This is a genomic window from Legionella sp. PATHC035, from assembly GCF_026191115.1.
GTDB lineage: Bacteria > Pseudomonadota > Gammaproteobacteria > Legionellales > Legionellaceae > Legionella.
Genome location: NZ_JAPHOT010000001.1, coordinates 345,524 through 370,391, shown reverse-complemented (window position 1 = coordinate 370,391; position 24,868 = coordinate 345,524). Strand labels below are relative to the sequence as shown.

Below are 24,868 nucleotides of genomic sequence, written 5' to 3'. Positions count from 1 at the left end.
GAGATCGCTCCCTACGCTCAGGATGAAGGTACATCAGTGTAAGCTATTGAATAAAATCTTGTGTGAGCTAATGGACATTAAGATCCCGAAACTCGCTAAAAAAGTAACCATTGCCGTACCACCGTAGCTGACTAAAGGCAAAGGAATACCCACTACTGGAATAATCCCCATAACCATGCCAATATTTACAAAACCCGACATAAAAAATGACATCGCAAGACTTGCTGCTAAGAGGCGAGTATAAGTCGTTTGGGCATTTGAGGCGATATTTAGACTTCTTAGGGAAATTAAAACAATCAGGGCTATAATAGCGAACCCTCCTGCGAATCCAAATTCTTCACTAGTTACTGCAAAGATAAAATCGGTCGCATGCTCAGGTAAAAAGTTAAGATGTGATTGGCTTCCTTGCAGCCAACCTTTGCCGGCAAGCCCCCCTGAGCCGATGGCAATTTTAGACTGTATAATATGATACCCTGACCCTAAGGGATCTTGTTCTGGGTCAAGCAGTGTATAAACGCGTTGTTTTTGATAATCATGCATGACATGCCAAACCACTGGAATCGCAGCGCCAACCAGGAGCATAAGTAATAAAATCACCTTAAAACGAATTCCAGCTAAAAATACCACACATAAGCCAGCAGCAGCCACCATAATTGCAGTCCCTAAATCGGGTTGTTTGGCAATAAGAAGGGCGGGGACACAAATTATGAGTCCGGCAATGCTAAGCGATTTAAAACTACTGGGTCGAGTCTGGCGGTCGAAATACCATGCGGCCATCATCGGGACTGCCAGTTTCATTATTTCAGAGGGCTGAAAGCGAAATAAGCCCAATTCAAGCCAGCGCTGCGCTCCCTTCCCAATTTTACCCATGAGCATTACTGCAATTAATAATGTTAACCCGACGCTATAAATCCATGGAGTCCATATTTTATATTTATGAGGCGGGATAAAACCAAGCACAATCATGATGAGTGATGCAAAGATAAGTCTCATGGATTGTCGTAAAATCATACCTGAATTAGCATTGGAAGCGCTGTATAATATTAACAGGCCAAAACTGATTAATACGAGCAATAACCCCAATAAAGGAAAATCTAAATGGAGTGATTTGGTGGTAAAACGATAAACGGGTTTACTGTGGCGTCTGTTCATGAGTTTTCATCGGATAAAGTTGATAGTAAGTATCGAGAACTTTGCGTGCAACCGTTGAGGCTGCAACATCATTCTCAACAACAACTGCAAGTGCAATTTCAGGCTCTTCAACCGGAGTGAATGCAATAAACAAGGAGTTATCGCGTAATGCTTCGGGGATGTCCTCATATTTTGCTTTTTCATATTGTCTACCGCTAAATACCTGTGCGGTACCTGTTTTTCCTGCAACCGGGTAGGGGGGATTACGTCCAAAGCGATAACCTGTACCTTCATTACTGGTTAATACACTATGCATTGCATCTGCAACAATATCCCAATTTGCTTCATCTTTCAGGTAAATTGGGTATTCTTCAACAGGTTTATAGTGTTTGACCTCACCACTATCGCTGTTCACGGTTTTCGTCAATAAATGAGGTCTAAAGCGTTGTCCATGCTGGCTTAAAGAGGCTGTTGCATTAGCCATCTGTAGGGGGGTAGCCAGCATAAAACCTTGACCTATAGATGAGATTAAAGTATCCCCAGGATACCAGGGCACTCCTTTAGTTTGTTTTTTCCAACGTAAGCTGGGTACAATTCCTGATGCCTCTTCATAAAGATCAATATGGCTTAAATGGCCTAAACCAAATTTAACAAGCATGTCTTCGATATTGGAAATACCCATTTTATTTCCTAGCTGGTAAAAATAGGTATCACAAGATACGGTGATTGCACGTTTAAAATTAATCATTCCATGCCCTGTTTTTTTCCAGTCTCGGTAAATGTGGCTGGCCGTGGGAAGTTTATATCTTCCCGGATCATAAATGGTTGTTGCTGTGGTGATAAAACCTTTATCTAAGCCTGCTAAACCCACAAATGGTTTGATTGTTGAGGCGGGTGGGTAGACACCCCTTACCGCACGATTGAATAAAGGTCTTTGTAAGGTATTAGAGAGTTTTTTATAATCTTTAGAACTTACCCCGCCTACAAAAATATTAGGATCAAAACTAGGAGAGCTCACCATGGCCAAAACTTCTCCATTTTTGGAGTTAATCATGACCACGGCTCCTCGTTTGTCTTTTAGCGCCTCATATGCTGCTTGCTGGAGTCTAACATCGATACTTAAATAGAGTTTTGCTCCTGAACGAGGATTAATTTTATCAACGACCCTGAGTGTCCGTCCGCTGACGTCGGTTTCTACCATTTGGTATCCAACTTTGCCATGCAGTACATCCTCGTAGTATTTTTCGATACCCGCCTTACCAATAAAGTTTGTAGCCCGATAATTAGTAGGATCGACTGCCCTTAATTCCTCAATATTAATTCGACCGACATAACCCAAAACATGTGCCGTCATTTCGCCTAAAGGGTAATGGCGCATCAGGCGTGCCTTAATACTGACACCTGGAAAATGATATTGATTTATAGCAAAAAGCGCGACTTCTTCTTGAGTTAATTTTAACTTAATGGGTATGGGGACAAAGGATCGATTTTGTTTTCGAGTTCGTTTAAAGTTTTTTATATCTTCCTCAGAGATGGAAGGAATTAGTTTTTGTAGTTCAATTAACGTTTTATCCATGTTTTTGACATGTTCAGGAATAATTTCCAAAACATAGACAGGAATATTTTCTGCAAGCAATACTCCATTTCTATCAAGAATTACGCCTCTAGGTGGGGCGATAGGAATAACACTCATTTGATTTTTTAAAGAGAGTGTTTGATATTTTTTGAATTCAGAAATTTGTAGAAAAGCGAGTCTTAAAACAAGAATTAAAGATAAAATAATAAGAAAGGCTACCAGCAATTTAATTCTAAAGAGTTGGTGTAGGGATTCTGTTCGGTAATTTTTAAAAGATTGATAACTCATTGACGCACAGTCAGTTAAGCAGGACTCAAAGATTTGCATAGTAACTTAAAATCCGAATGTTTACTAGCATTCTAGCTGGGTGTAGCGCTGTGGAAACTTGGCATTATGAGGTTTTATTCATATTTTAAAATACGGGTAGCCCAGTATAAAGAAATTTTGTTTAAAAACCCCTCACCCTAACCCTCTCCCCAACGGGGCGAGGGTTAGGGTGAGGGGTAAATCTTTTCCTAAAGCTTATAAAGAATTCATTCAGGCTACACTTACTACTTATGATAAGGATGATTGTTAATAATCGACCAGGCTCTGTATAAGGTTTCGAGTAATACGATACGTACTAGGGGATGAGGAAGGGTGAGTTTGGATAAAGACCAACGCTCATCGCATAATTTTAGAATGTCTTTTGAAAGGCCTTCAGGTCCACCGATTAAAAAGCAGAGGTGGCTGGTTGTTTGATTCAACTGAGATATTTTAAGGGCTAACTCTTCACTACTAAACGTCTTACCTTCGATTTCTAAAGCAATAATTCGTGCGTTATTAGGTAAAGCCTCTCTCATTAAAGCAGACTCTTTTTCCATAATCCGCGACAAGTCCGATGATTTGCTGCGACGAATTAGAGGGATCTCGATGATTTTTAGCTGAATCCCATCATTAAAGCGTTTGGCATACTCATTCGATCCTTCAGTAACCCAGTCGGGCATTTTATTACCTAAAGTAATGAGAGTAATTTTTAACATAATGAATGAATCAAAATATTTAGTCTTTGGAGTGTTCTTCCCACAGACCCTCTAGATTGTAATATTGTCGGTACTCAGGCTGCATGACATGAACTATGAAGTCGCTAAAATCAATAAGAACCCAATCACCAGTTTCCAAACCGGTACAATTCATAGCAGGCGAGCCGTAAGCCTTCATATCTTCCATCATTTTTTGCGCTATGGCTTTGACATGGCGGGATGAACGTCCTGAAGCAATGATCATATAGTCAGTAATTGTTGTTTGCTTTCGAACATCAATTACCTTAACGTCAATGGCTTGGTTATCATCAAGTAGTTGTAATAGTTTTGTTAATATTGGATTTTGATCTGACATAAGTAAGTGAATCATTTATAAAAAGCGCTGAATGATAGCAGTATTTTCTCTATATAAAAAGGGTTGAAACCGTTCGTATTGTTCTTTTAGATGTAATTGATTGAATTATCAAGAAACATCATCTTGTTTTTATTGATGGGATGAAATAAACGGGCCTTCTTTATTTCACCCCAAATAGGATTATTCAGTTAAGTGCACATGAGTTAATAAAAATTTAATCACTGCAAACAAAACCAAACAGCATAAAGCCGCAATAAACAGGATTCCCAGTTGTTGCGCAAACGCAGCGGCGTAGAGCGTTTTTAGTACCGTGATGTTTGTTTCACCAGAAGGTATCGCCGTTAATGAGGCTAGCTTGCCTGATAAAAATCCACCAATTCCTAAAGAAACGAAAAAGATCCCCATCAAAGTACTTACTTTATTCTTATCCGCTAACAAAGTAATTGCAGATAATCCTACCGGAGACAAAAGAAGCTCGGCTAAAGAAAACATTAAATAAGCTGGGATGATTAAAAGTGGGGAAAGTAAGGCATTTTTGTCAGTGAAATTACTGACTAATGCAATCACAGCATAGGCTGCAGTGATGATAAATATAGCAAGCAGAAACTTTTTTCCAATACTTAAGCCACGTTCGATTAGGTTAAGTTTTGGATTTTTCTTTGCAAGAAAATAGCCTACAAGTAACATGCCGACACTTTGAATGGTCACATAATACGGTGCCGGAAATTGGATACCAAAAAATGTGGGTTCGACAACTCGCGAAATGAACAGAGTTAATGACATAAACATTTGAAAGTAAAAGGACCAAAATACCACCGAAATAATACACAATAAGCCAATGACCAGTGTTTGTCGCGATTGATTCGCATTTTCCCCGCTTACTGAGTATAAAATGTAGCCGGCAGAGAATATGACAACCAGACCAAAAATAATATTGGCTAATTGTGGGGAATTGAGAATATAAAAAGATAATGACCACAGAAATACGATGAGTACAGCAGCAGCAATGATCTTTTTATATTGAAAAACAAAAGGATTATAATCTCGGATGTTGTATTTTTTGATCCCATAAAAAAATACAAAAAAGGCAATCACCATGCCAATTGCAGCGCTGGTAAATGATGCGACCCAACCAAAATTCTCATTGAGAATACTAGGCAGAGTAGTTCCTAAAATAATACCGGTGGTAATTCCCATATAAAAAATGGTAAAACCACTCTCACGACGTGCAGAACTCATTAGATATTCATTACCCAACAGTGAAGAGATATTGGGCTTCAGTAAGCCAGTTCCTACAGCAATCGCAGCCAGCGATGCCGTAAGCATCGTGGTGTTATCCACTAACGATAAGATGCAGTAGCTTAAAAAGAGCACAATCGCACCAAGTAAAACAGCTCTTTTTTGACCGATTAATTTGTCGGCTATCCATCCTCCGACTACAGGGGAAAGATAAGTCAATGCAGTAAACGAACCTACTAAGGCATAAACTTGTTTGTCAGGCCATTTAAAATGTAAGGCTAAATAAAGTGCTAAAAGAGATTGAACTACATAAAAACCATATCGTTCCCACATTTCAGTGGCAAAAAAAATACGGAGTGACTTTGGATGTTTTTCAGAGGAGGTATGCACTGTACTTACATGGTTGGTTAACGTAAGGCGAAGTATAACATAGAAGCTTAGGTATTAGTAGACAATATGTGCTTTTAATGGTCAAAAGGCTCTGTCTTTTGGGGATTCTTATGAATCCCATTACTAAAAACACATGCAAAGAAATGAGGCTGTTTTCCTCTGTGTTTCTAATACTGAAATTGTATCTTTGCGCTGAAATAGGTCTAGTGTATGATGCATTTATTTTTAGTTCATTATGGAGCATTCTTAATGGAAGAATACAAGTCAAATCGAGTAATTAGAGCAAATCATGGCAAAGAGAAACAAGCTAAAAGTTGGCTTACTGAGGCAGCACTTCGCATGTTGTGCAATAATCTTGACCCCGATGTAGCAGAAGACCCAGATTCTCTAATTGTTTATGGCGGCTTAGGGAAAGCGGCTCGCAACTGGGAGTGTTTCAACAAGATTGTTGAAGTGCTAAAGACCTTAGATGATCAGCAAACACTATTAATTCAATCGGGAAAACCTGTAGGTGTTTTTACAACACATGAGGATGCACCTCGGGTGCTTATTGCTAATTCCAATTTGGTTCCTCGTTGGGCTACCTGGGAACATTTTAATGAATTAGACAAAAAAGGTTTAATGATGTACGGACAGATGACTGCCGGCAGCTGGATTTATATTGGTTCACAGGGGATTGTGCAAGGGACTTACGAAACTTTTGTTGCTGCAGCGCGTAAACATTACGCAGGAAATCTAGAAGGGCGTTGGATTTTAACCGGTGGCTTAGGGGGGATGGGTGGTGCTCAAACCCTAGCGGGAACTATGGCTGGAGCCAGTGTATTGGCAGTTGAATGTGACCTTTCACGAATAGAAAAACGTATTAAAACCAGATACTTGGATCGTTACACGACGGATTTAGAAGAAGCCCTAAGCTGGATAAACGAATCTTGTCAGAACAAGATGCCGATCTCCGTTGCTATTTTAGGAAATGCTGCTGAAATTTTCCCTCAATTGGTGCAACGAGGAGCCTCTCCAGCATTAGTAACTGACCAGACCAGTGCCCATGATCCATTAAACGGTTATCTGCCTGCTGGATGGACTTTGGAGCAAGCGGCTCAATTGAGAAAGTCAGCGCCTGATGAGGTTGTTAAAGCAGCAAAAGAATCTATGGCATTACAAGTACATGCGATGCTTGAATTCCAAAAAAGAGGCATTCCTGTTTTTGATTATGGTAATAACATAAGACAAATGGCTTATGAAGCCGGTGAGAAAAGTGCTTTTAAATTTGAAGGATTTGTACCTGCTTACATACGCCCTTTATTTTGTGAAGGAATAGGACCTTTTAGATGGGTTGCTTTATCCGGGGATCCCGAAGATATCTATGCAACGGATGAAATGGTGAAAAAACTTATTCCAGATAATAAGCACTTGCATAATTGGTTGGATATGGCCAAGAAAAAAATCGCATTTCAGGGATTACCCGCACGCATCTGCTGGGTTGGACTAAAAGATCGAGCGCGTCTCGCCCTGGCTTTTAACGAAATGGTCCGCACAGGCGCTGTTAAAGCACCAATCGTAATAGGCCGTGATCATTTAGATTCAGGTTCGGTTGCAAGCCCTAATCGTGAAACCGAGGGGATGATGGATGGAAGTGATGCTGTATCTGATTGGCCTTTACTCAATGCCTTATTAAATTGCGCAAGTGGCGCAACGTGGGTTAGCATTCATCATGGCGGTGGTGTAGGTATGGGATTTTCCCAACATGCAGGAGTGGTGATTGTTGCAGATGGAACAGAAAAAGCAGCGCAGCGTTTAGCAAGAGTACTCCATAACGATCCTGCTACTGGGGTCATGCGTCATGCTGATGCTGGTTATGAAATTGCAAAAAAATGCGCTAAAGAAAATGCACTCTGGTTACCCATGGAAGCGTAGATTGGATTTTTGGTGTGGTTATTGGTGACACAATATTATAAATAGTAGTTGGTATGGCGATCTATTGGGAGCAATTCCAACTTACTCTAAGGAGATACGTTAATGCAAGAGCCATTTCTTCTTCAACCTGGTCAGTTGGACTTGCAATCGATTAGACATATTTTAAATCAGCAATTACCTTGTGCTCTTCCTAAAGAAGCATTTGAGCGGATTGACGCATCACGGCAAACGGTTAAAAAGGTAATTCATGAAAAAAAAACAGTTTATGGGATCAATACCGGTTTTGGATCATTAGCAAATCAGACCATTTCAGAAGAAAACCTGAAACAGTTACAACGCAATATTGTGCTGTCCCATGCATGTGGTACTGGTGAGTTACTTTCTGATGAAATAGTTAAATTAATTTTACTGCTTAAAATAAATAACTTAGCGCAAGGATATTCTGGCGTGCGGCTGGAGCTGATCGAGGCGTTGATTTCCTTATATAACCATAACGTTTATCCTTGTATCCCTTCTAAAGGCTCAGTAGGTGCTTCAGGTGATTTAGCGCCTCTAGCGCATATGTCTTTACCCTTACTCGGTGTTGGCGAAGTACGCTATCAAGGGAAAATTATTCCTGCTCTTGAGGGACTGAAGATTGCGGGTTTAAAACCCGTTGAGTTGGAAGCAAAAGAAGGTCTAGCGCTTCTAAATGGGCTGCAAGTGTCTACCGCAATTGCTTTAAATGCCTTGTTTGCCTCAGAAAGTTTGTTTGAAACGGCACTCATCGCGGGCGCCTTATCTGTTGATGCGGCAAATGGCAGTGATGTTCCATTTGATGAGCGGATACAAAAAGCTCGTGGTTATAGGGCCCAGTACGATGTAGCAAAGTGCTACCGTGAGCTTTTAAGCAGGAGTGAGATCCGTGCAGCCCATTTGCACTGCTCGCGTGTTCAAGATCCCTATTCATTGAGATGCCAACCACAGATTATGGGAGCGATATTGCATCAAATTCGTTTTGTTAGAGAAACCTTGCAAGTAGAAGTGAATGCAATTTCTGATAACCCGCTCGTCTTTAGTGAGCAAGAGCAAATAATTTCAGGGGGCAATTTCCATGGTGAAATTGTAGCTATGGCCGCTGACAACCTTGCTTTGGCAATTGCTGAAATAGGAGCCAGTTCCGAACGGCGTATTGCATTGTTAATTGATAAAAACTTTAGTAGTTTACCCGCTTTCCTTATCAAAGAGAGTGGATTGAATTCAGGATTTATGATTGCTCATGTCACTGCTGCGGCTTGTGCTAGTGAAAATAAGGCGCTTGCTCATCCCCACTCAGTGGATAGCCTTCCTACTTCTGCGAACCAAGAAGATCATGTTTCTATGGCAACCAGTGCTGCCCGCAGATTGCATGATATGAATGACAATACGGCAACTATTTTAGCCATCGAATTGCTAGCAGCTGCTCAAGGAGTGGAATTTTATAAACCTTTAAAATCATCTGCATTATTGGAAGATGTTCATCAACGTTTACGCTCTTATGTAGCCCCCTATGATACAGATCGTTTTTTTGCACCAGATATTTCCATAATCAAACAAAAAATTTTGAATGAGGAATTTAAAACCCCATTTTTGCATTTGTGGAATTAAGATTAGGGATCAAAGTGACTATTGAAATTTATACCGATGGTGCATGTAAAGGAAATCCAGGGCCTGGTGGTTGGGGCGTATTACTTCGTTATAAGGGACAGGAAAAAACGTTATATGGTGGTGAAGCACATACTACCAATAACCGTATGGAGCTTATGGCGGCAATTAAGGGGTTGGAAGCCTTAAAACGTCCCTGCATCGTTAATCTTTATACTGACTCTCAATATTTGAGACAAGGCATGACTGAATGGTTAGTTAATTGGAAACTCAATGGATGGCGTAACTCTAAAAAAGAACCTGTAAAAAATGCAGATCTTTGGAAATTACTCGATGAATTGGCGTCACGTCATCAAATAAAATGGCATTGGGTAAAAGGGCATTCGGGTCATGTAGAAAATGATTTAGTTGATGCATTGGCCAATCAAGCAATTGAAGAGTTAAGTGAGTAAATCATGCGACAGATTGTTTTAGATACTGAAACTACAGGTATAGGGCATGAGCAGGGGCATCGTGTTATTGAAATTGGCTGCGTGGAATTATTTGATAGAAAATTAACAGGGAAACATTTTCATGTTTATCTTAATCCACAACGCCTGGTTGATGAAGGTGCCTTTCGTGTCCATGGAATTAGTAATGAGTTTTTACAAGATAAACCATTATTTGAAGAAAAAGCAGACGAATTTTGGAGTTTTATTGTTGGTGCTGAACTCATAATTCACAACGCACCTTTTGACGTCGGATTTTTAAATTCAGAATTTAAACACATCCAATGGAACAAAAGATTAGAAGATTCTTGCACAATTATTGACACCTTAGTCCTAGCCCGTGATAAATACCCCGGACAACGAAACAGTTTAGATGCTTTATGCAAACGATTTGGAATCGATCACTTCAATCGCGAACTTCATGGCGCGCTACTCGACGCGGAGATTCTTGCATACGTCTATCTGGCTATGACCGGTGGTCAAACCAGTTTATTTGCAGAAGTTGAAGAGGCTTCCATCTCTACCAAAATCAGACCCCAAGAAATTGCAGCACTTCAGTTAGCAAACCCAATAGTTTTGTCCGCCGATACTAAAGAGCTTGAATTGCACCAAGAGTTTGTCGCATTTCTCAATAAGAAATCAGGAGTTAATTATTGGGAGGAGGGTTGACTCGGTATAACCCGGATTACACGAGATTATAATCCGGGGATTATGCTGGTACCGAACTTATTTGCATTTATCGGCTCGTTAGTCCTTCATTAGCTTTTAGGGATTAAATATTTTAGTGCAAAATCTTTACCAATACATTCACCAAGTGATTTTCCCCAAACAGCTGCACTGTCGTTATTGATTTTATCAGGAATGCTTCCATACAATTGTTGTTGGCATTTACTGACGCTTTCAGGAATTGCAGCGATGCACTTATCATAGTTCATTTTGATGTCATCTAGTCGTTTTTTTAGCTGAGGGTCATTTTCAAATCCTTTGCAAATGAGATCGGGCAATAAAGGGGTTACTGATTTTAACCAGCTATCTTTGGATATTTCCATTGAGCTGTCAGAGGATGCAGCACCGTTAGTATTTGTAGTTGTGCTTGTACTTGTACCTGTGCCCGTAGTTGTACCCGTGCTTGTACTCTTGGATGTATCTTCAGCGTTTGATGTGAAAGAAATAAGGGTACATCCTAAAAAAATGTATAAAGCTGCCTGCAATTGTTTAGTCATGATTGAATACCTTTTGTAATCATTTCATTAAAATAGTAGAACAAATATCTCAATCTTGCTTAAAATTAATTTGTTTTGGTTAAAAAATAATCTAAAATTAAGGTGACGATGGATAAATCTTAGGAATTTATTATGGAAAAACAAAGTTCTATCTTATCACCATTAGCTTATTCTTTATTCATTCTACTGTTCGCCTTTCTTTTTTATTCTTCTTCTGCTTTAGCGAATACCTTTGTTTTCAATCCCAACACACTGACTTGGAAAGCGATTGATTCAAACGGAAAAGTAGTACGTACTGGCAGAGGATCTGGAGGTAGACGATATTGTCCAGACATCCATAGAGGATGTAAAACTCCAATAGGCGTTTTCACTATATGGAGTAAAGGAGGGGCGGGTTGCAAATCTTCACGTTACCCGGTAGGTAAGGGGGGCTCACCTATGCCTTATTGTATGTTTTTTACTAAGTATTATGCGGTACATGGTTCTTATGAGGTACCAAATTATAATGCGAGTCATGGTTGCATACGTGTGCATCCTAGCGATGCTTACTGGCTTAGTAAGCATTTTATAAAAATAGGAACAAAAGTCGTTGTTAAACCGTACTGATTTCTGCTTCTAACCACGTCATCTCTCGCTAAGCTCGGGATGACGTGGTTAAAAATTATTTTAATAATCATCCTCATCATCAATGCTAAATGATGAACCGCATCCACAAGTGGTTTTTGCATTGGGATTACGAATAACAAATTGTTCACCTTGGATGCCTTGAACGTAATCAATTTCAGCATCATGCAAATATTGGTAACTCATTGAATCAACAAGAAGTTTTACTGAAGACACACCATCTGAGCATTGTTGAACAATGACAGTGTCGTCCTCGTTGATCTCTTCATCAAAACTAAATCCATATTGAAACCCGGAACAACCTCCGCCTGTAATGGATACACGTAGATTTAATTTGAAATTATCTTCCTCTTTTATGAGTTCAGCCACTTTGTCTGCTGCGCTCACAGAAAAGTGGATGTCGCTAGTAGTTGGGGATATATCAATAGCAGCCATTTTAACTCCCATAGTTATAATATAATTATAACGTAATTATCGTATAATCTGTTCAATAGTAGCTCCACCCAGGCATTGGTTTTTATCATAAAAAACCACATATTGACCCGGTGTAACTGCTCTTTGTGGATTTGAAAACATTACATAATGCTGATTTTCATTCTGAGGCGAAATAATACAGCCTTGTTCTGCCTGTCTGTATCGTGTCTTGGCATAACAGGTCAGCGGTAAATTATCCGCACAATCAGCTAACCAGTGGATTGGACCGCAAATCAGGCCTTGTGCATAGAGCATGGGATGTTGGCTGCCTTGAGCTATATATAAAGTATTCGTAGCTACTTCTTTATCAACCACATACCAAGGATCATCGGTTGAGTTTTGTAAACCACCAATTCCAAGCCCTTGCCGTTGGCCTAAAGTATAAAACATTAATCCGTCATGTTGTCCTAAAACTTTGCCATCCGTGCTTTTTATCTCGCCTGGTCGCGCTAAAATAAATTCCTGCAAAAAGGATTTAAATCGTTTTTCGCCAATAAAACAAATCCCCGTCGAATCCTTTTTAGCTTGTGTTACTAAGCCCAGTTTTTTCGCGAATTCTCTCACCTCTGGCTTGGTATAGTCTCCGATAGGAAATAAAGTTTTGGCCAAAGCGTTCGGGCTAACTGCGTGAAGAAAATAGGTTTGATCTTTATCGCGATCTTTTGCTTTATATAAGAGCCCAATATCGCCTTCTATTTTATTTTTAGCATAGTGTCCTGTTGCAATGTAATCTGCTCCGAGGCTTAATGCATGATTTAAAAAAGCATTGAATTTGATTTCCTTGTTACACAATACATCAGGATTGGGCGTTCTTCCTTTTTCGTATTCATTTAAAAAATGAGTGAAAACTCTTTGCCAATATTCTTCTGAAAAATTAACTGTATGCAGCGGAATGCGCAATTGATTGCATACTGCCTGGGCATCAGCAAGATCTTGTGCTGCAGGACAGAACCCATCTTTATCATCTTGTTCCCAGTTCTTCATGAACAAGCCTTCAACTTGATAGCCTGCTTCTTGCAATAACCAGGCCGCAACAGAAGAATCCACACCACCAGACATTCCAACTATAACTTTAGCTTTCATAAAATTGAGATACCGCTTAATATTCTATTTTTCGAGAATCGTAGCCTAAGTGAGTGGAGTTGCTGTCATCCTTCGCTATGCTCGTGATGGGGGCAAATGAGCGAGGCTCTCATGTCCAGGCTACGATTCTGAAAATTCTTATACAAATTATAACTCTTTAGGATACGACAATAATGCTGCACTTACAAGAAATGGTTAAACAAGGGCAACAAACTAAGACAGTGACACTTAGTGAACGTTTACCTAATTTCATTACTACTTCCTGTCAGCTTGAGGTGACTTATCATGTTGAAGCAAAAGAAGATTTTTATCTTATTCATCTTCATGTTAAAGGCGATTTGCCAACACAATGTCAACGCTGTCTGGACGAATTTAAATTTCCATACGATAATATGACAGTAGTTGCTGTATGTCGTAATGATGAGAGGGCAGAGCAGATACTGGAACATTATGAATGTATCGTTTCTGAAAATTTGCAGGTGAGTTTGGAAGATATGCTGATTGATGAGTTACATCTCTATGCGCCACAGTTTCATCCTGAAATTAATGATTGCAGCAGTGAAATAAACCAAATTTTAGTGGGAAAAAAATGAATTTTATTGAAATTTTATCTAATTAACACTAATATTCCCGCTTTATGAATGCAATTTGTTTAGGAGTAATACAATGGCCGTACAACAAAATAAAAAATCACGCTCTCGTCGTGACATGCGTCGTTCGCACGATGCTTTGACAAAGCCAACACTTTCTGTGGATGAAACTACAGGCGAAACACATCTTCGTCATCATATGACTCCAGATGGTTATTATCGTGGTAGAAAGATTATTGACACTGATACTGTTTACGAACAAGAGTAATTTTCTTGAAAAATATCACCATTGCAATTGATGCGATGGGTGGGGATCATGGTTTGAATGTTGTGATTCCTGCCTGTATTCGCGCAGCAAATAATAATCCTGATTTGAAACTCATTCTTGTTGGAGTTCACGATAAAATTCATGCTTTTTTAAAAAAGCATGGAGTGGCTTCTTCAAATCAATTTTCCATAGTCCATGCTTCTGAAGTGGTGACTATGGACGAATTGCCTTCGCATGCTTTGCGCAATAAAAAAGATTCTTCCATGCGTGTAGCCATTAATTTGGTGAAAGAGGGAATGGCGCAAGCTTGTGTCAGTGCCGGAAACACTGGCGCTCTTATGGCTACAGCACGTTATGTTCTAAAAACTTTACCCGGAATCGATAGACCCGCAATTATTTCTGAGTTACCGACTATGCGTGGTAGGACTTGGGTGATTGATTTGGGTGCAAATGTTGATTCTTGTGCGGAACATTTATTCCAATTCGCCGTAATGGGATCTGCATTAGTTCAAGCGGTAGCAAATAAGCCCAAGCCTAAAATTGCCTTATTGAATATCGGCGTGGAAGAAATGAAGGGAAATGATCAAGTGAAACGTACGGCACACATGCTTGCAGAGTGTGACGTTATGAACTACGTTGGTTATGTAGAAGGTGATCATTTTTATACTGGGGAAGTTGATTTAGTAGTCTGCGATGGTTTTGTGGGTAATGTTGCTTTAAAAGCGAGCGAAGGCCTTGCAAAGTTTTTTGTAAGTTTACTTATGGAGTCATTTAACAGGAACTGGTATACCAAACTTTCTGCTTTAATTGCACGACCTGCATTAAAGCATCTTAAGAAACGCTTTGATCCTTCTCGTTATAACGGCGCAAGCATGCTCGGATTAAATGGCATTGTTGTAAAAAGCCATGGCGGTGCTAATGAATTAGGATTTCAACATGCTATCGAACAAGCAGTTCTTGAAGTTAAAAATAACGTGATTGATTTAGTGCGTGTACAAATAAATGATTTTATCAATCAGGGATTGCTGTTATGAAAAATGCTGTAATACGTGGTACTGGAAGTTATATTCCTGAAAAGCAACTCACAAATCTCGAGCTTGAGTCAATACTGGATACGAGTGATGAGTGGATTGTCACCAGAACTGGAATCAGTAGTCGTAGTGTGGCGCAAGCTCATGAAACCACCTCATATATGGCTTCTAAAGCTGCTGAACAAGCATTAAGTGCTTCCGGTATGGATGCTGATGAAATCGATTTAATCTTAGTTGCTACCTGTACCCCAGATCATTTTTTTCCGGGGGTTGCTTGTTATGTCCAGCATGCCTTAAAAATTAAACGCCCCATCCCTGCTTTTGATGTCGGCGCCGCATGCAGTGGCTTTGTTTATGTAATGGATATTGCAAAACAGTATATCGAGTCCGGTGCTGCTAAAAATATTCTGGTTATCGGCAGTGAAAGTATGTCAAGAGCCGTCGATTGGACCGATCGTGCAACTTGCGTGCTATTTGGAGATGGTGCCGGAGCAGTCGTTTTAAGTGCCAGTGACAGACAAGGCATTATGGGTAGTGTGCTACATGCCTCTTACGATGCAGAAAAATTACTGAATCTGAGTAATGCTACATTTGAAAATCAACGTGCAACGATTACCATGCGTGGTAATGAAGTTTTTAAAATCGCCGTTAAAATTATGGGTGATGTTGTTGATGAAGTTTTAGAGGTAAGTCATTTGAAAAAATCTGATATTCAATGGCTCATTCCTCATCAAGCAAATATGCGTATCATACAAGCCATCGCTAAAAAACTGGACCTTCCTATGTCACAAGTGATTGTTACTATTGGTAGTCAAGGTAATACTTCGGCTGCATCCATTCCTTTGGCTCTGGATCATTCTATTCGAACCAATCAGATTAAAAGAGATGAATTATTATTGATTGAGTCTTTTGGAGGTGGAATGACTTGGGGAGCTATGGTAATTCGTTATTAATAATTTTATTGAGTTCATTTTTTGAATTAATTTTTTAGTTCGGAGCTATTTTTGATATGGTAAAAACAGCATTTGTATTTCCTGGGCAAGGTTCACAATCAGTAGGTATGTTAGCTGATTTTGAGTTGCAGTATCCTATTGTTGTCAATACGTTTGCAGAAGCATCTGAAGCGGTAGGTTACGATCTATGGAAACTCGTGCAACAAGGACCTGAAGAAAAATTAAATCAGACAGAACATACACAGGTCGCAATGCTTACAGCTGATGTTGCAGTATATAGGGTATTGATGCAACATGATGTCGGGCAACCAACGCTCATGGCCGGCCATAGTTTAGGTGAGTATGCAGCTTTGGTTTGTGCTGATGCATTATCATTGTTTGATGCAGCGTGTTTAGTAGCGCGTAGAGGACAAGTAATGCAAAATGCAGTCCCGTTAGGCTTAGGTGCTATGGCTGCAATCGTTGGTTTAACCGATGAACAAGTAAAAGCACTGTGTGAGCAAGCCAGTCGTGAAAATGAAGTGGTCACACCCGCAAACTATAATGCAATTGGACAAGTTGTTGTAGCAGGACATACTCCAGCGGTTAACAGAATATTGGGCTTAGCTGAAGAGGAAGGTGCACGTCTTGCTAAAGTAATCCCAGTCAGTGTTCCATGTCATTGTCCTCTATTGTCTGAAGCTGCTGAATCATTTGCCGATTATCTTGCAAAAATAGAGTTTAAAAAACCAACAACTGAAGTTGTCAGTAATGTTGATTTAAGTTTTTATCAATCAGCACAGCAAATACGCGAAAAACTAAAAGAACAGCTATACAGTCCTGTGCGTTGGGTCGAAACAATTCAACTCTTTAAAAACAGTGGCATAGAGCTCGTTCTGGAGTGTGGCCCAGGTAAAGTGTTGAGCGGATTAATTAAAAGAATCGATAGAAGCTTAAATACAATTAGTGTTTACGATACGATTAGTTTAGAGCAACTTGAGGAGCAATTTGCTTAGCCTAAGTGTGGCGAATTAAGTGCTTAAGGGATATGCTGAAATGTAGAATGAGTAGCACTTAAAATGACATTGATGTAGAGAGACATGTTCAGCCTAAAGAAATAACTTTTTCTATAGAGGAAAATAAATGACAAGTTTAGAGGGTAAAATTGCCTTAGTAACAGGGGCAAGCCGAGGAATAGGTCAGGCAATAGCAGTTAAATTGGCCCAGCAAGGTGCTTTTGTCTATGGCACTGCTACTACTGAACAGGGGGCTCAATCAATAAATGCCTATTTTGAAAAAGAAAAGTTATCCGGAAAGGGGCTCGTTCTAGATGTTACAAATTCAGAGCAAATAGAAAAAGTAATCGGTGAATTGGTTGAGAAGAATCAATCTCCTTCGATATTAGTGAATAATGCAGGGATAACTGCAGATAATTTACTGCTGCGTATGGATGATGATGAATGGTATAAGGTAATTGAAACAAATTTGAATTCAATATACAAAATGTCTAAAATTTGTATAAAACCCATGTTTAGAGCGCGATGGGGACGAATTATTTCTATAGGTTCAGTAGTCGGTTCAAGTGGGAATTCAGGCCAAGTAAATTATACTGCAGCAAAAGCCGGTATTGTTGGTTTCAGTAAATCCTTAGCTCAAGAAATTGGAAGTCGAGGAATTACGGTCAATGTTGTGGCGCCTGGGTTTATTGATACAGATATGACAGCAGCTTTACCCGATATGGTAAAGGACGAGATGTTAAAAAGAATTCCTATGCGGAAGCTGGGAGATCCCAAAGATATAGCCGAAGCAGTAGCTTTTTTAGCATCAGAAAGTGCTAAATATATCACGGGTGAAACAATTCATGTCAATGGCGGCATGTATATGGATTAAATGCACTTGCGTTATCTGTATAAATGAATAAACTATACCACTTCCATTTAACTTTGGTTGTTTGGTATTTGAGATTGCTTTTAAATTTCAGTGATTAAGCAATCAAAGTTAAGTGGAAGTTGTATTTTAATAATCTGGAATTTTTTTAAATTTCTATCAACCGAAAGAGGAAAATCAAGTTATGAGTACAGTTGAAGAGCGTGTTCGCAAGATTGTTGTTGAACAATTAGGCGTTAAAGAAGAAGAGTTAAAGAACGATGCATCATTTGTTGATGACTTAGGTGCTGATTCTTTAGATACTGTGGAATTGGTTATGGCTCTTGAAGAAGAATTTGAAACAGAAATTCCTGATGAAAAAGCTGAAAAAATTACCACGATTCAAGAAGCGATTGATTATATTGAATCTAATTTAAATAAAGAAGAAGCATAAGCATTTGCTTTTATCTCTTTCTCTCCTACGCAATGTGTGGGAGAGAGATGGGAATTGTTTTACGAGGAGCCTTCATTGAATAAGCGGCGTGTAGTAATTACTGGTATGGGTATGATTACCCCTGTCGGGCTTAATGTAGAAGAAACTTGGCAAAATATATTAGCTGGTGCAAGTGGTGTTGTTTTGGCAGATGAATTTGATGCCAATGAATACAGCACACGGATATGGGCTAAAGTTAAGAATTTTAATATTGAGAATTATGTTCCGCTTAAAGATGCACGTAAAATGGATGTATTCACCCAATATGGCATTGCTGCAGCTGATGAAGCAATGCTGGATTCGGGTTTGAAGATTGATGCTAATTTAGCCAATCGTATTGGTGTTGCCGTTGGGGCAGGTATTGGTGGCATCCAAACAATTACCAACAATCAAGATAAATTGATGGCTGGTGGGCCTCGAAAGGTTTCTCCATTTTTTATTCCAGCAGGAATCATTAATATGGTTGCTGGGCAGATTTCAATAAGACATCAGCTGAAAGGACCTAATATTTCAGTCGTTACTGCATGCACAACCGGTACACATAATATCGGACTTGCGGGACGAATGATTGCTTATGGCGATGCTGATGTTATGGTATGTGGTGGGGCTGAAATGACCTTAACCCCACTGTGTTTAGCGGGATTCTCTGCTGTGCGTTCCCTATCTAAACGTAATGATGAGCCTGAGAAAGCATCAAGGCCTTTTGACAAAGATAGAGATGGATTTGTTATGGGAGAAGGTGCAGGCATTCTGATTTTAGAGGAATATGAGCACGCTAAGGCTCGTGGTGCAAAAATTTATGCCGAACTTGTTGGGTTTGGTATGTCTGGTGATGCTTTCCATATTACTGCACCTGATGACGATGCGGATGGTGCAGCTCGTGCCATGGAAGCAGCCATACATGATGCAGGAATTGATCCAGAACAAGTTGATTACATTAATGCACACGGCACATCGACTTATCTTAACGATTTGAATGAAACAAAAGCCATTAAGCGTGTTTTCAAACAACACGCTTATGATCTGGCAGTGAGTTCTACAAAATCAATGACAGGTCATTTATTAGGTGCTGCTGGTGCTGTTGAAGCAATATTTAGTATTTTAGCACTCAGGGATCAAATTGCTCCCCCAACCATTAATTTAGATAATCCTGATGAAGGATGTGATTTGAATTATGTACCTTATACACCTCAAAAAAGAGCGATCAATTTTGTTCTTAGCAATTCACTTGGTTTTGGTGGAACAAACGGTAGCTTGTTATTTAAGCGGGTCTAAATGACATTTTCAAGACATAAAAAACTGATATTTTTTATAGTAATACTGTTTTTTATGTCTTGTTTTCTCTTCTTTTTTAGCAATTATATTCAGATTATCCGACCCATTATTCCCAAAGAGGGTGCGCCAGTTATTATCACCCTTGACCGAACTGCTTCAGCGTCACAATTTGTAAAAATACTCAAAGAGAAAAATCTAATCCACTCAGATTCGGCCCTTCTAATGATGATTCGTTTCTCTGGTTTATCATCCCAGCTTAAAGCGGGTGTATACCAAATTAAACCGGGTGAAACGGCAATGCAACTAGTACATCGAATCGTAGCAGGGGATGTCTTAACCCAAAATTTCACGGTTATTGCGGGTACCACACAGCAAAAAATTTCCCAAGATTTGGCTAAAGCGGCCTATTTGAATTATAGTCCCGAAGACTGGCGCTCTATTCAAGACGACCATCCCAATGCAGAAGGGTTGTTGCTTGCGGATACCTATCAGTATCATGGTGGAAGTAGTGGTAAAAGTTTATTAGAGCATGCCCATCGTAATTTAATTAGCTATTTAAACATGAGCTGGACGAATAGAGCGCCTAATTTACCTTATACAACCCCTTACGAATTGCTTATTGCTGCCTCAATCATCGAAAAAGAAACCGCTGTTCCACAAGAGCGTAAGTTAATTTCTGGCGTGATGGTGAATCGGTTAAATAAAAAAATGCCATTGCAGATGGATCCTACAGTGATCTATGGCTTGGGTGCTGCTTACAAGGGAAAGCTTTCTCATAATGATTTGCTTATTGACTCTCCCTACAACTCCTACCATTATAGAGGCTTGCCGCCAACACCTATTGCTATGGTCGGTAAGGAAGCATTGGATGCTGCAGCTCATCCGCAACTCTCCAACTATCTGTATTTTGTGGCCAAAGGGGATGGAACACACCAATTTTCCGAAACGTACGAACAGCAAAAACAAGCAATTAATCAATACAAACGCAAGGATCTCTAATGTCATCTTTAGCTGGGAAGTTAATTGTTATTGAAGGATTAGAAGGCGCTGGTAAATCTACCGCGATAAATACTGTTACAGAACTTTTGGCAAAAAGAGACATTCAGACCTTAACGACTCGAGAGCCTGGTGGTACAGCAATAGGTGAGATTTTGCGTGAACTAATTAAGAATCCCAAATATCGGGATGTTTTAGATGATCGCAGTGAATTGTTATTGCTTTATACTGCTCGAATTCAGCTTCTTGAGGAAGTCATTAAACCAGCCTTGCGGCAAGGAATTTGGGTTATTGCTGACCGATTCGAACTTTCAACGATGGCTTACCAAGGTGGCGGACGACGATTAGATCAAGAGATGATCCACAGGTTATCTTCTTTTGCACTTAGGGGATTTAAACCCGATCTGACTTTATATTTGGACATTAACCCTGAAGAAGGAATGATGCGCGTTAAATCAAGGGGAGAATTTGATAGGATTGAGCAACAATCAATTGATTTCTTTCATCGTGTCCATGAAAGTTACACACATCATGTAAAAATGGACTCTCATGCGGTAATTATCGACGCTCGAAGTCCTCTTCATGAGGTGCAGCAGGCAATAGAAAATGCAATAAATGTATTTATTGAGCATCAATAATGAGCAGTTTTAACGAGTTATCGGATCAAACAATAAAATATCAATCTCAATGGAATCAAATTCAATCGGCATGGACAAATCAGCGTATTGCTCAGGCTATGCTGTTTGTGGGCGCGTTTGATTGTGCCTTTATGGATTTTGTAAAAAAATTAAACCAGCTGATTTTCTGTAAAAAAGAAGAGAATCAGCCTTGTTTTGTATGCTCTGACTGTCGCATGGTTGCATGCAGCGAGCACCCGGATGTCGAATGGGTTAAACCAGAAAAAAGCGGTGGGGCCATCAAAGTCGATCAGATAAGAGAGTTACAAAATAATGCGTATTTGACTCCCCAACGCACTAAATACCGTTTAATCGTTATTGAATCCGCTGATCGCATGAACCTTGCTGCCGCTAATGCATTATTAAAAATTTTGGAAGAACCTCCTCCACAGACCATATTTTTACTTTTGGCTCAGCAAATAAGTACCTTATTACCTACAGTCTTAAGCAGATGTCAGATCATACGTTTTGCTTCATATGAGGATTTATTCCGGACTAATTATTTGCAATTGGCTGAGTACTATCCAGAAGAGTCTGAGCAAGCAAGGATTGTGAAACAATCAGAATTTATTTTAGATGGGTTAATTGCAGTAATTGAACAAAAGGAGCATCCAAGCCGTGTTGCTGCTCAATGGAGTCAATTTGAGTTAGGGACATTGCTTTGGTTTCTGTATTTGGTTTATGCACAAATACAAATGATGCAAATTATTACACCCGCAGATACTGGTCCAATTCTACCGCAGATGAGTTGTTTAATGTCTTTATTGAATCCCATAATGATTTTTTCTCAAATTGATAGAATCAATACATTACAGCGAAAATTAAGCCATAATATGAATGTAAATCAAACTTTGGCCTTGGAAGATTTATTGTTAACAACATACAGTGAATCTAAAGCGCCTCAAAATATGTAATGTTTTGATTTTTATGAAGTCCAGAGTATTTAAGGAAGATCTATGATGGATACAACACAACAAATCAATTGCTCGTTTCTGAGTGAGTCAGATCTTTATGCAGCGTACATGCCTTTTGTCAAAGGAGGCGGGTTATTTATCCGCACTAAAACAAGCTACCCATTTGGCTCAGAGGTTAAGCTATTGATTAAGCTAATGGACGAGGATGAGTTCTATGTTGTTGAGGGTAAAGTAATCTGGATTACTCCTCAAGGAGCGCAGGGAAATAAAGTACCAGGAATTGGAGTACAATTTATCAGTGAAAACAGCCGCTATTTATGCAATAAAATAGAGACCTATTTAGCAGGCATGTTAAAATCCTCGCAATTTACAGATACAATTTAGCTTCATTCAATATAGGGAGCTAGATCGTTCTAGTCCTTATGTCGGGATAACGAACATTTTAAGAGGCCATCCATGTTAGTTGATTCACACTGTCATTTGAATTTTCTTGATTTAGCTGATTTTAATCATGATATGGCGAATGTTCTGGCGCAAGCAAAAGCAAATGGCGTGCAGCATTTTTTATGTGTTTGCGTTGAATTAAAAGATTATCCACAATTAGAAAAGCTTGCTGCAGAATATTCTGATATTAGTATTTCGGTTGGTGTTCATCCAAATACTGAAATGGATGTTGCGGTTACCTCAAAGATGTTGCTTGATTTAGCAAAGAATCCAGCATGTGTTGCAATAGGTGAAACAGGTTTAGATTATTATCGAACTCATACTGAAGAAGCCAGAGAAATACAACGTAGTCGATTTAAAGCGCACATACATGCTGCGTTACAATCTTCAAAACCATTGATTATTCATACTCGTCAAGCAGCAGAAGATACTATCGCATTAATGGCAGAAGAAAATGCCCAACAAATTGGCGGTGTTATGCATTGTTTTGCTGAAAGTTTGGATATAGCACATCAAGCCATGGATTTGAATTTTTATATTTCATTTTCGGGAATAGTGACGTTTAAAAATGCAACAGCCCTTCAAGATGTAGCAAGAAAAATACCTTTGGACCGAATACTCATTGAAACGGACTCACCTTATTTGGCTCCAGTGCCTTATCGCGGAAAACAAAATCATCCTGCACTAGTAAAACATGTGGCGGAAGCTATCGCTGAGCTTCGTGGAATGTCCTATGCTGAAATAGCTGAAATTACTACCAATAACTTTTATACTTGTTTCAAATTATAGGCGGATAGAGATGAGTGAAAGAAATGCCCTCTACCGCTATCGGGAGAGGGGCAGGGGTGAGGGGCATTAGGTACGATTAATACCTCCATTCGCCATCTCGGACACCTTCTCCCCAGGGGGTAAGGGAAGTTTTTTTAATTTAATTGAAATGCCAAAGCGTTGTACCCAGTTACATGCTTTTAATTTTTTCTATTGGGGATCACAGAATGACTTTGTACATAGGCTTGATGTCTGGAACAAGTATGGATGGTATTGATGCTGCGCTGGTTGATGTATCAAATAATACACTGGTTTATGGGATCACTAATAAGTACAGCGATGAAGTAAAAGCACGCATGGATATGATGCTCCATGGTTCAGACCTCAGTTTGGCTTCTATTTGTCAACTCAATACATTGATTGGAAGAGATTTTGCCAATTCAGTAAATGAATTATTACAAAAAGCAAAACTATCAGCCAGGGATATTTGTGCAATAGGAAGTCATGGTCAAACCGTGTGCCATAATACGAATTGTTCTATTCCATATACTTTACAGTTGGGATGTGCTCATACTATTTCAACATTAACTGGTATTACTGTTGTTGCTGACTTTAGAACTCGGGATTTGGTACTGGGTGGGCAAGGAGCTCCTTTTGCACCTCTTTATCATCAGCAGTTATTTAGTGGCAGAACGAATCATATCGCAGTAGTGAATGTAGGTGGTATAAGCAATATTACCTTTATTCATGCAAATGAGCCAACTAAAGGCTGGGATGTTGGCCCTGGGAATTGCTTAATGGATGCTTGGATTAGGGCGAAGCAGGGAAAAGATTATGATGCTGGTGGAGAATGGGCGCAACAAGGAGAAGTGATTGCCCCTCTTTTTGAAGCATTGATGGCAGATTCTTTCATTACCTCGTCAGCACCAAAGAGCATAGGTAAAGAATATTTTTCTTTATCATGGCTCAATAAACATTTAAGGGATGAATATCAAGCAGTCGATGTTCAAACAACATTGCTTGCATTTACCGCTCAAACGATTGCGAATTCGATTTTGAAAGAACCCAATCAAGTGGAGCAAATGTACTTGTGTGGTGGGGGTACCCACAATCATGCCCTTTTGCATAGGCTTACTCAATTATTACCAGAAACCCGAGTGAAAAGCATAGCAGAGGTGGGCATTAGTCCTGATTATTTAGAAGCGATGATGTTTGCTTGGCTGGCTGCACAAACAATAAATCACGTTCCCGTGGATTTAAGTACGATTACCGGATCTCGAACACCAGCAATTTTGGGTGCGATTTATCCTAAACAGAATTAGAATCATGTAGCCTGGATGTTTGTGTTGTGAAGTTCTCGTCATCTCAAGTATCGTGAGCGATTTCTCCTCATCACACGGTACTACAACCCTTGAGATCCCTCGCTGTAAGCGGGGTGACGAGGAACAGAGAATAGCGAATCCTTTGAGTAA

At 39.5% G+C, this 24,868-nt stretch carries 27 protein-coding genes; 19 read left to right on the top strand and 8 right to left on the bottom strand.

Annotation, left to right across the window (positions count from 1 at the left end; genetic code table 11):
• Nucleotides 1-33 precede the first annotated feature (33 nt).
• The 5 genes from rodA to OQJ13_RS01640 all read right to left on the bottom strand — a co-directional run bounded on the left by rodA (nucleotide 34) and on the right by OQJ13_RS01640 (nucleotide 5,713).
• The gene (rodA, locus tag OQJ13_RS01660) at nucleotides 34-1,152 is read right to left on the bottom strand and encodes a rod shape-determining protein RodA (RefSeq protein WP_265708721.1); all 1,119 of its coding nucleotides are present in this window, start codon (nucleotides 1,150-1,152) and stop codon (nucleotides 34-36) included.
• Nucleotides 1,133-2,995 carry a penicillin-binding protein 2 gene (gene mrdA, locus OQJ13_RS01655; RefSeq protein WP_265708719.1) on the bottom strand — a complete coding sequence of 621 codons (1,863 nt, stop codon included), beginning with the start codon at nucleotides 2,993-2,995 and terminating at the stop codon, nucleotides 1,133-1,135. The genes rodA and mrdA overlap by 20 nt, the downstream gene beginning before the upstream one ends.
• A 263-nt stretch (nucleotides 2,996-3,258) precedes the next feature.
• Nucleotides 3,259-3,729 (bottom strand): 23S rRNA (pseudouridine(1915)-N(3))-methyltransferase RlmH, encoded by a 471-nt coding sequence (gene rlmH, locus OQJ13_RS01650; RefSeq protein WP_265708717.1) that lies wholly within the window; start codon nucleotides 3,727-3,729, stop codon nucleotides 3,259-3,261.
• A gap of 19 nt (nucleotides 3,730-3,748) precedes the next feature.
• Complete coding sequence (gene rsfS / locus OQJ13_RS01645; RefSeq protein ID WP_028380370.1) at nucleotides 3,749-4,084, bottom strand: ribosome silencing factor; 336 nt, start codon at nucleotides 4,082-4,084, stop codon at nucleotides 3,749-3,751.
• 180 nt (nucleotides 4,085-4,264) lie between these two features.
• Entirely contained in the window at nucleotides 4,265-5,713 is a 1,449-nt protein-coding gene (locus OQJ13_RS01640; protein WP_265708715.1) for a peptide MFS transporter, read from the bottom strand.
• 249 nt (nucleotides 5,714-5,962) lie between these two features.
• Between OQJ13_RS01640 and hutU the strand changes: the two genes are divergently transcribed.
• From hutU to dnaQ, 4 genes are all read left to right on the top strand, one after another.
• The gene (gene hutU / locus OQJ13_RS01635) at nucleotides 5,963-7,627 is read left to right on the top strand and encodes a urocanate hydratase (protein ID WP_265711869.1); all 1,665 of its coding nucleotides are present in this window, start codon (nucleotides 5,963-5,965) and stop codon (nucleotides 7,625-7,627) included.
• 102 nt (nucleotides 7,628-7,729) lie between these two features.
• On the top strand, nucleotides 7,730-9,253 hold the full coding sequence (gene hutH, locus OQJ13_RS01630; protein ID WP_265708714.1) for a histidine ammonia-lyase: 1,524 nt from the start codon (nucleotides 7,730-7,732) through the stop codon (nucleotides 9,251-9,253).
• Nucleotides 9,254-9,267: 14 nt separating this feature from the next.
• Nucleotides 9,268-9,702, top strand: coding sequence for a ribonuclease HI (rnhA, locus tag OQJ13_RS01625; protein ID WP_265708713.1), 435 nt, complete (start codon nucleotides 9,268-9,270; stop codon nucleotides 9,700-9,702).
• 3 nt (nucleotides 9,703-9,705) lie between these two features.
• Nucleotides 9,706-10,407: a DNA polymerase III subunit epsilon gene (gene dnaQ, locus OQJ13_RS01620; RefSeq protein WP_265708711.1), complete on the top strand. Its 702-nt coding sequence runs from the start codon at nucleotides 9,706-9,708 to the stop codon at nucleotides 10,405-10,407.
• A gap of 89 nt (nucleotides 10,408-10,496) precedes the next feature.
• Here dnaQ and OQJ13_RS01615 read toward each other — a convergent pair whose 3' ends face one another.
• Nucleotides 10,497-10,961: a hypothetical protein gene (locus OQJ13_RS01615; RefSeq protein ID WP_265708710.1), complete on the bottom strand. Its 465-nt coding sequence runs from the start codon at nucleotides 10,959-10,961 to the stop codon at nucleotides 10,497-10,499.
• A gap of 132 nt (nucleotides 10,962-11,093) precedes the next feature.
• Here OQJ13_RS01615 and OQJ13_RS01610 point away from each other — a divergent pair, with 132 nt between their 5' ends.
• The gene (locus OQJ13_RS01610) at nucleotides 11,094-11,567 is read left to right on the top strand and encodes a L,D-transpeptidase (protein ID WP_265708709.1); all 474 of its coding nucleotides are present in this window, start codon (nucleotides 11,094-11,096) and stop codon (nucleotides 11,565-11,567) included.
• A gap of 60 nt (nucleotides 11,568-11,627) precedes the next feature.
• Here OQJ13_RS01610 and erpA read toward each other — a convergent pair whose 3' ends face one another.
• Both erpA and mnmA read right to left on the bottom strand, forming a co-directional pair.
• On the bottom strand, nucleotides 11,628-12,020 hold the full coding sequence (erpA, locus tag OQJ13_RS01605; protein WP_028380378.1) for an iron-sulfur cluster insertion protein ErpA: 393 nt from the start codon (nucleotides 12,018-12,020) through the stop codon (nucleotides 11,628-11,630).
• Nucleotides 12,021-12,056: 36 nt separating this feature from the next.
• Entirely contained in the window at nucleotides 12,057-13,142 is a 1,086-nt protein-coding gene (gene mnmA, locus OQJ13_RS01600; RefSeq protein ID WP_265708708.1) for a tRNA 2-thiouridine(34) synthase MnmA, read from the bottom strand.
• 173 nt (nucleotides 13,143-13,315) lie between these two features.
• On the opposite strand from mnmA, the gene OQJ13_RS01595 reads away from it, so the two are divergent.
• The 14 genes from OQJ13_RS01595 (at nucleotide 13,316) to OQJ13_RS01530 (ending at nucleotide 24,718) form a co-directional block, all read left to right on the top strand.
• Complete coding sequence (locus OQJ13_RS01595) at nucleotides 13,316-13,735, top strand: YceD family protein (protein WP_265708707.1); 420 nt, start codon at nucleotides 13,316-13,318, stop codon at nucleotides 13,733-13,735.
• A 73-nt stretch (nucleotides 13,736-13,808) separates the two neighbouring features.
• A complete protein-coding gene (gene rpmF, locus OQJ13_RS01590; protein ID WP_028380381.1) occupies nucleotides 13,809-14,000 on the top strand; it encodes a 50S ribosomal protein L32 in 192 nt (63 codons plus the stop codon).
• A gap of 5 nt (nucleotides 14,001-14,005) precedes the next feature.
• Entirely contained in the window at nucleotides 14,006-15,034 is a 1,029-nt protein-coding gene (gene plsX / locus OQJ13_RS01585; protein ID WP_028380382.1) for a phosphate acyltransferase PlsX, read from the top strand.
• Nucleotides 15,031-15,984, top strand: a complete 954-nt coding sequence (locus OQJ13_RS01580; RefSeq protein ID WP_265708705.1) for a beta-ketoacyl-ACP synthase III — start codon at nucleotides 15,031-15,033, stop codon at nucleotides 15,982-15,984. The genes plsX and OQJ13_RS01580 overlap by 4 nt, the downstream gene beginning before the upstream one ends.
• A gap of 56 nt (nucleotides 15,985-16,040) precedes the next feature.
• Nucleotides 16,041-16,979 carry an ACP S-malonyltransferase gene (gene fabD, locus OQJ13_RS01575; RefSeq protein ID WP_265708703.1) on the top strand — a complete coding sequence of 313 codons (939 nt, stop codon included), beginning with the start codon at nucleotides 16,041-16,043 and terminating at the stop codon, nucleotides 16,977-16,979.
• A gap of 127 nt (nucleotides 16,980-17,106) precedes the next feature.
• On the top strand, nucleotides 17,107-17,853 hold the full coding sequence (fabG, locus tag OQJ13_RS01570; RefSeq protein WP_265708701.1) for a 3-oxoacyl-ACP reductase FabG: 747 nt from the start codon (nucleotides 17,107-17,109) through the stop codon (nucleotides 17,851-17,853).
• A gap of 181 nt (nucleotides 17,854-18,034) precedes the next feature.
• The gene (gene acpP, locus OQJ13_RS01565; protein ID WP_003631752.1) at nucleotides 18,035-18,283 is read left to right on the top strand and encodes an acyl carrier protein; all 249 of its coding nucleotides are present in this window, start codon (nucleotides 18,035-18,037) and stop codon (nucleotides 18,281-18,283) included.
• A 75-nt stretch (nucleotides 18,284-18,358) separates the two neighbouring features.
• Nucleotides 18,359-19,597, top strand: coding sequence for a beta-ketoacyl-ACP synthase II (fabF, locus tag OQJ13_RS01560; protein ID WP_265708700.1), 1,239 nt, complete (start codon nucleotides 18,359-18,361; stop codon nucleotides 19,595-19,597).
• Nucleotides 19,598-20,596: an endolytic transglycosylase MltG gene (gene mltG, locus OQJ13_RS01555; protein ID WP_265708699.1), complete on the top strand. Its 999-nt coding sequence runs from the start codon at nucleotides 19,598-19,600 to the stop codon at nucleotides 20,594-20,596.
• The gene (tmk, locus tag OQJ13_RS01550) at nucleotides 20,596-21,231 is read left to right on the top strand and encodes a dTMP kinase (RefSeq protein WP_265708698.1); all 636 of its coding nucleotides are present in this window, start codon (nucleotides 20,596-20,598) and stop codon (nucleotides 21,229-21,231) included. The genes mltG and tmk overlap by 1 nt, the downstream gene beginning before the upstream one ends.
• Nucleotides 21,231-22,184 carry a DNA polymerase III subunit gene (locus OQJ13_RS01545; RefSeq protein WP_265708697.1) on the top strand — a complete coding sequence of 318 codons (954 nt, stop codon included), beginning with the start codon at nucleotides 21,231-21,233 and terminating at the stop codon, nucleotides 22,182-22,184. Before tmk ends, OQJ13_RS01545 begins: the two co-directional genes overlap by 1 nt.
• A 45-nt stretch (nucleotides 22,185-22,229) precedes the next feature.
• Nucleotides 22,230-22,568, top strand: a complete 339-nt coding sequence (locus OQJ13_RS01540; protein ID WP_265711868.1) for a PilZ domain-containing protein — start codon at nucleotides 22,230-22,232, stop codon at nucleotides 22,566-22,568.
• 72 nt (nucleotides 22,569-22,640) lie between these two features.
• The gene (locus OQJ13_RS01535) at nucleotides 22,641-23,417 is read left to right on the top strand and encodes a TatD family hydrolase (RefSeq protein WP_265708695.1); all 777 of its coding nucleotides are present in this window, start codon (nucleotides 22,641-22,643) and stop codon (nucleotides 23,415-23,417) included.
• Between the two features lie 206 nt (nucleotides 23,418-23,623).
• Nucleotides 23,624-24,718: an anhydro-N-acetylmuramic acid kinase gene (locus OQJ13_RS01530; RefSeq protein WP_265708694.1), complete on the top strand. Its 1,095-nt coding sequence runs from the start codon at nucleotides 23,624-23,626 to the stop codon at nucleotides 24,716-24,718.
• The last annotated feature ends 150 nt before the right edge of the window (nucleotides 24,719-24,868 follow it).

Excerpts from the sequence above, each read along its gene's own strand:
- OQJ13_RS01580 (WP_265708705.1), top strand. The coding sequence starts at position 15,031 with ATGAAAAATGCTGTAATACGTGGTACTGGAAGTTATATTCCTGAAAAG.
- tmk (WP_265708698.1), top strand. The coding sequence starts at position 20,596 with ATGTCATCTTTAGCTGGGAAGTTAATTGTTATTGAAGGATTAGAAGGC.
- hutH (WP_265708714.1), top strand. The coding sequence starts at position 7,730 with ATGCAAGAGCCATTTCTTCTTCAACCTGGTCAGTTGGACTTGCAATCG.
- OQJ13_RS01595 (WP_265708707.1), top strand. The coding sequence starts at position 13,316 with ATGCTGCACTTACAAGAAATGGTTAAACAAGGGCAACAAACTAAGACA.
- mrdA (WP_265708719.1), bottom strand. The coding sequence starts at position 2,995 with ATGAGTTATCAATCTTTTAAAAATTACCGAACAGAATCCCTACACCAA.
- OQJ13_RS01615 (WP_265708710.1), bottom strand. The coding sequence starts at position 10,961 with ATGACTAAACAATTGCAGGCAGCTTTATACATTTTTTTAGGATGTACC.
- OQJ13_RS01540 (WP_265711868.1), top strand. The coding sequence starts at position 22,230 with ATGGATACAACACAACAAATCAATTGCTCGTTTCTGAGTGAGTCAGAT.
- OQJ13_RS01610 (WP_265708709.1), top strand. The coding sequence starts at position 11,094 with ATGGAAAAACAAAGTTCTATCTTATCACCATTAGCTTATTCTTTATTC.
- OQJ13_RS01535 (WP_265708695.1), top strand. The coding sequence starts at position 22,641 with ATGTTAGTTGATTCACACTGTCATTTGAATTTTCTTGATTTAGCTGAT.
- dnaQ (WP_265708711.1), top strand. The coding sequence starts at position 9,706 with ATGCGACAGATTGTTTTAGATACTGAAACTACAGGTATAGGGCATGAG.
- acpP (WP_003631752.1), top strand. The coding sequence starts at position 18,035 with ATGAGTACAGTTGAAGAGCGTGTTCGCAAGATTGTTGTTGAACAATTA.
- hutU (WP_265711869.1), top strand. The coding sequence starts at position 5,963 with ATGGAAGAATACAAGTCAAATCGAGTAATTAGAGCAAATCATGGCAAA.
- mnmA (WP_265708708.1), bottom strand. The coding sequence starts at position 13,142 with ATGAAAGCTAAAGTTATAGTTGGAATGTCTGGTGGTGTGGATTCTTCT.
- OQJ13_RS01530 (WP_265708694.1), top strand. The coding sequence starts at position 23,624 with ATGACTTTGTACATAGGCTTGATGTCTGGAACAAGTATGGATGGTATT.
- rpmF (WP_028380381.1), top strand. The coding sequence starts at position 13,809 with ATGGCCGTACAACAAAATAAAAAATCACGCTCTCGTCGTGACATGCGT.
- rodA (WP_265708721.1), bottom strand. The coding sequence starts at position 1,152 with ATGAACAGACGCCACAGTAAACCCGTTTATCGTTTTACCACCAAATCA.
- fabG (WP_265708701.1), top strand. The coding sequence starts at position 17,107 with ATGACAAGTTTAGAGGGTAAAATTGCCTTAGTAACAGGGGCAAGCCGA.
- rsfS (WP_028380370.1), bottom strand. The coding sequence starts at position 4,084 with ATGTCAGATCAAAATCCAATATTAACAAAACTATTACAACTACTTGAT.
- rlmH (WP_265708717.1), bottom strand. The coding sequence starts at position 3,729 with ATGTTAAAAATTACTCTCATTACTTTAGGTAATAAAATGCCCGACTGG.
- erpA (WP_028380378.1), bottom strand. The coding sequence starts at position 12,020 with ATGGCTGCTATTGATATATCCCCAACTACTAGCGACATCCACTTTTCT.
- mltG (WP_265708699.1), top strand. The coding sequence starts at position 19,598 with ATGACATTTTCAAGACATAAAAAACTGATATTTTTTATAGTAATACTG.
- fabD (WP_265708703.1), top strand. The coding sequence starts at position 16,041 with ATGGTAAAAACAGCATTTGTATTTCCTGGGCAAGGTTCACAATCAGTA.
- OQJ13_RS01545 (WP_265708697.1), top strand. The coding sequence starts at position 21,231 with ATGAGCAGTTTTAACGAGTTATCGGATCAAACAATAAAATATCAATCT.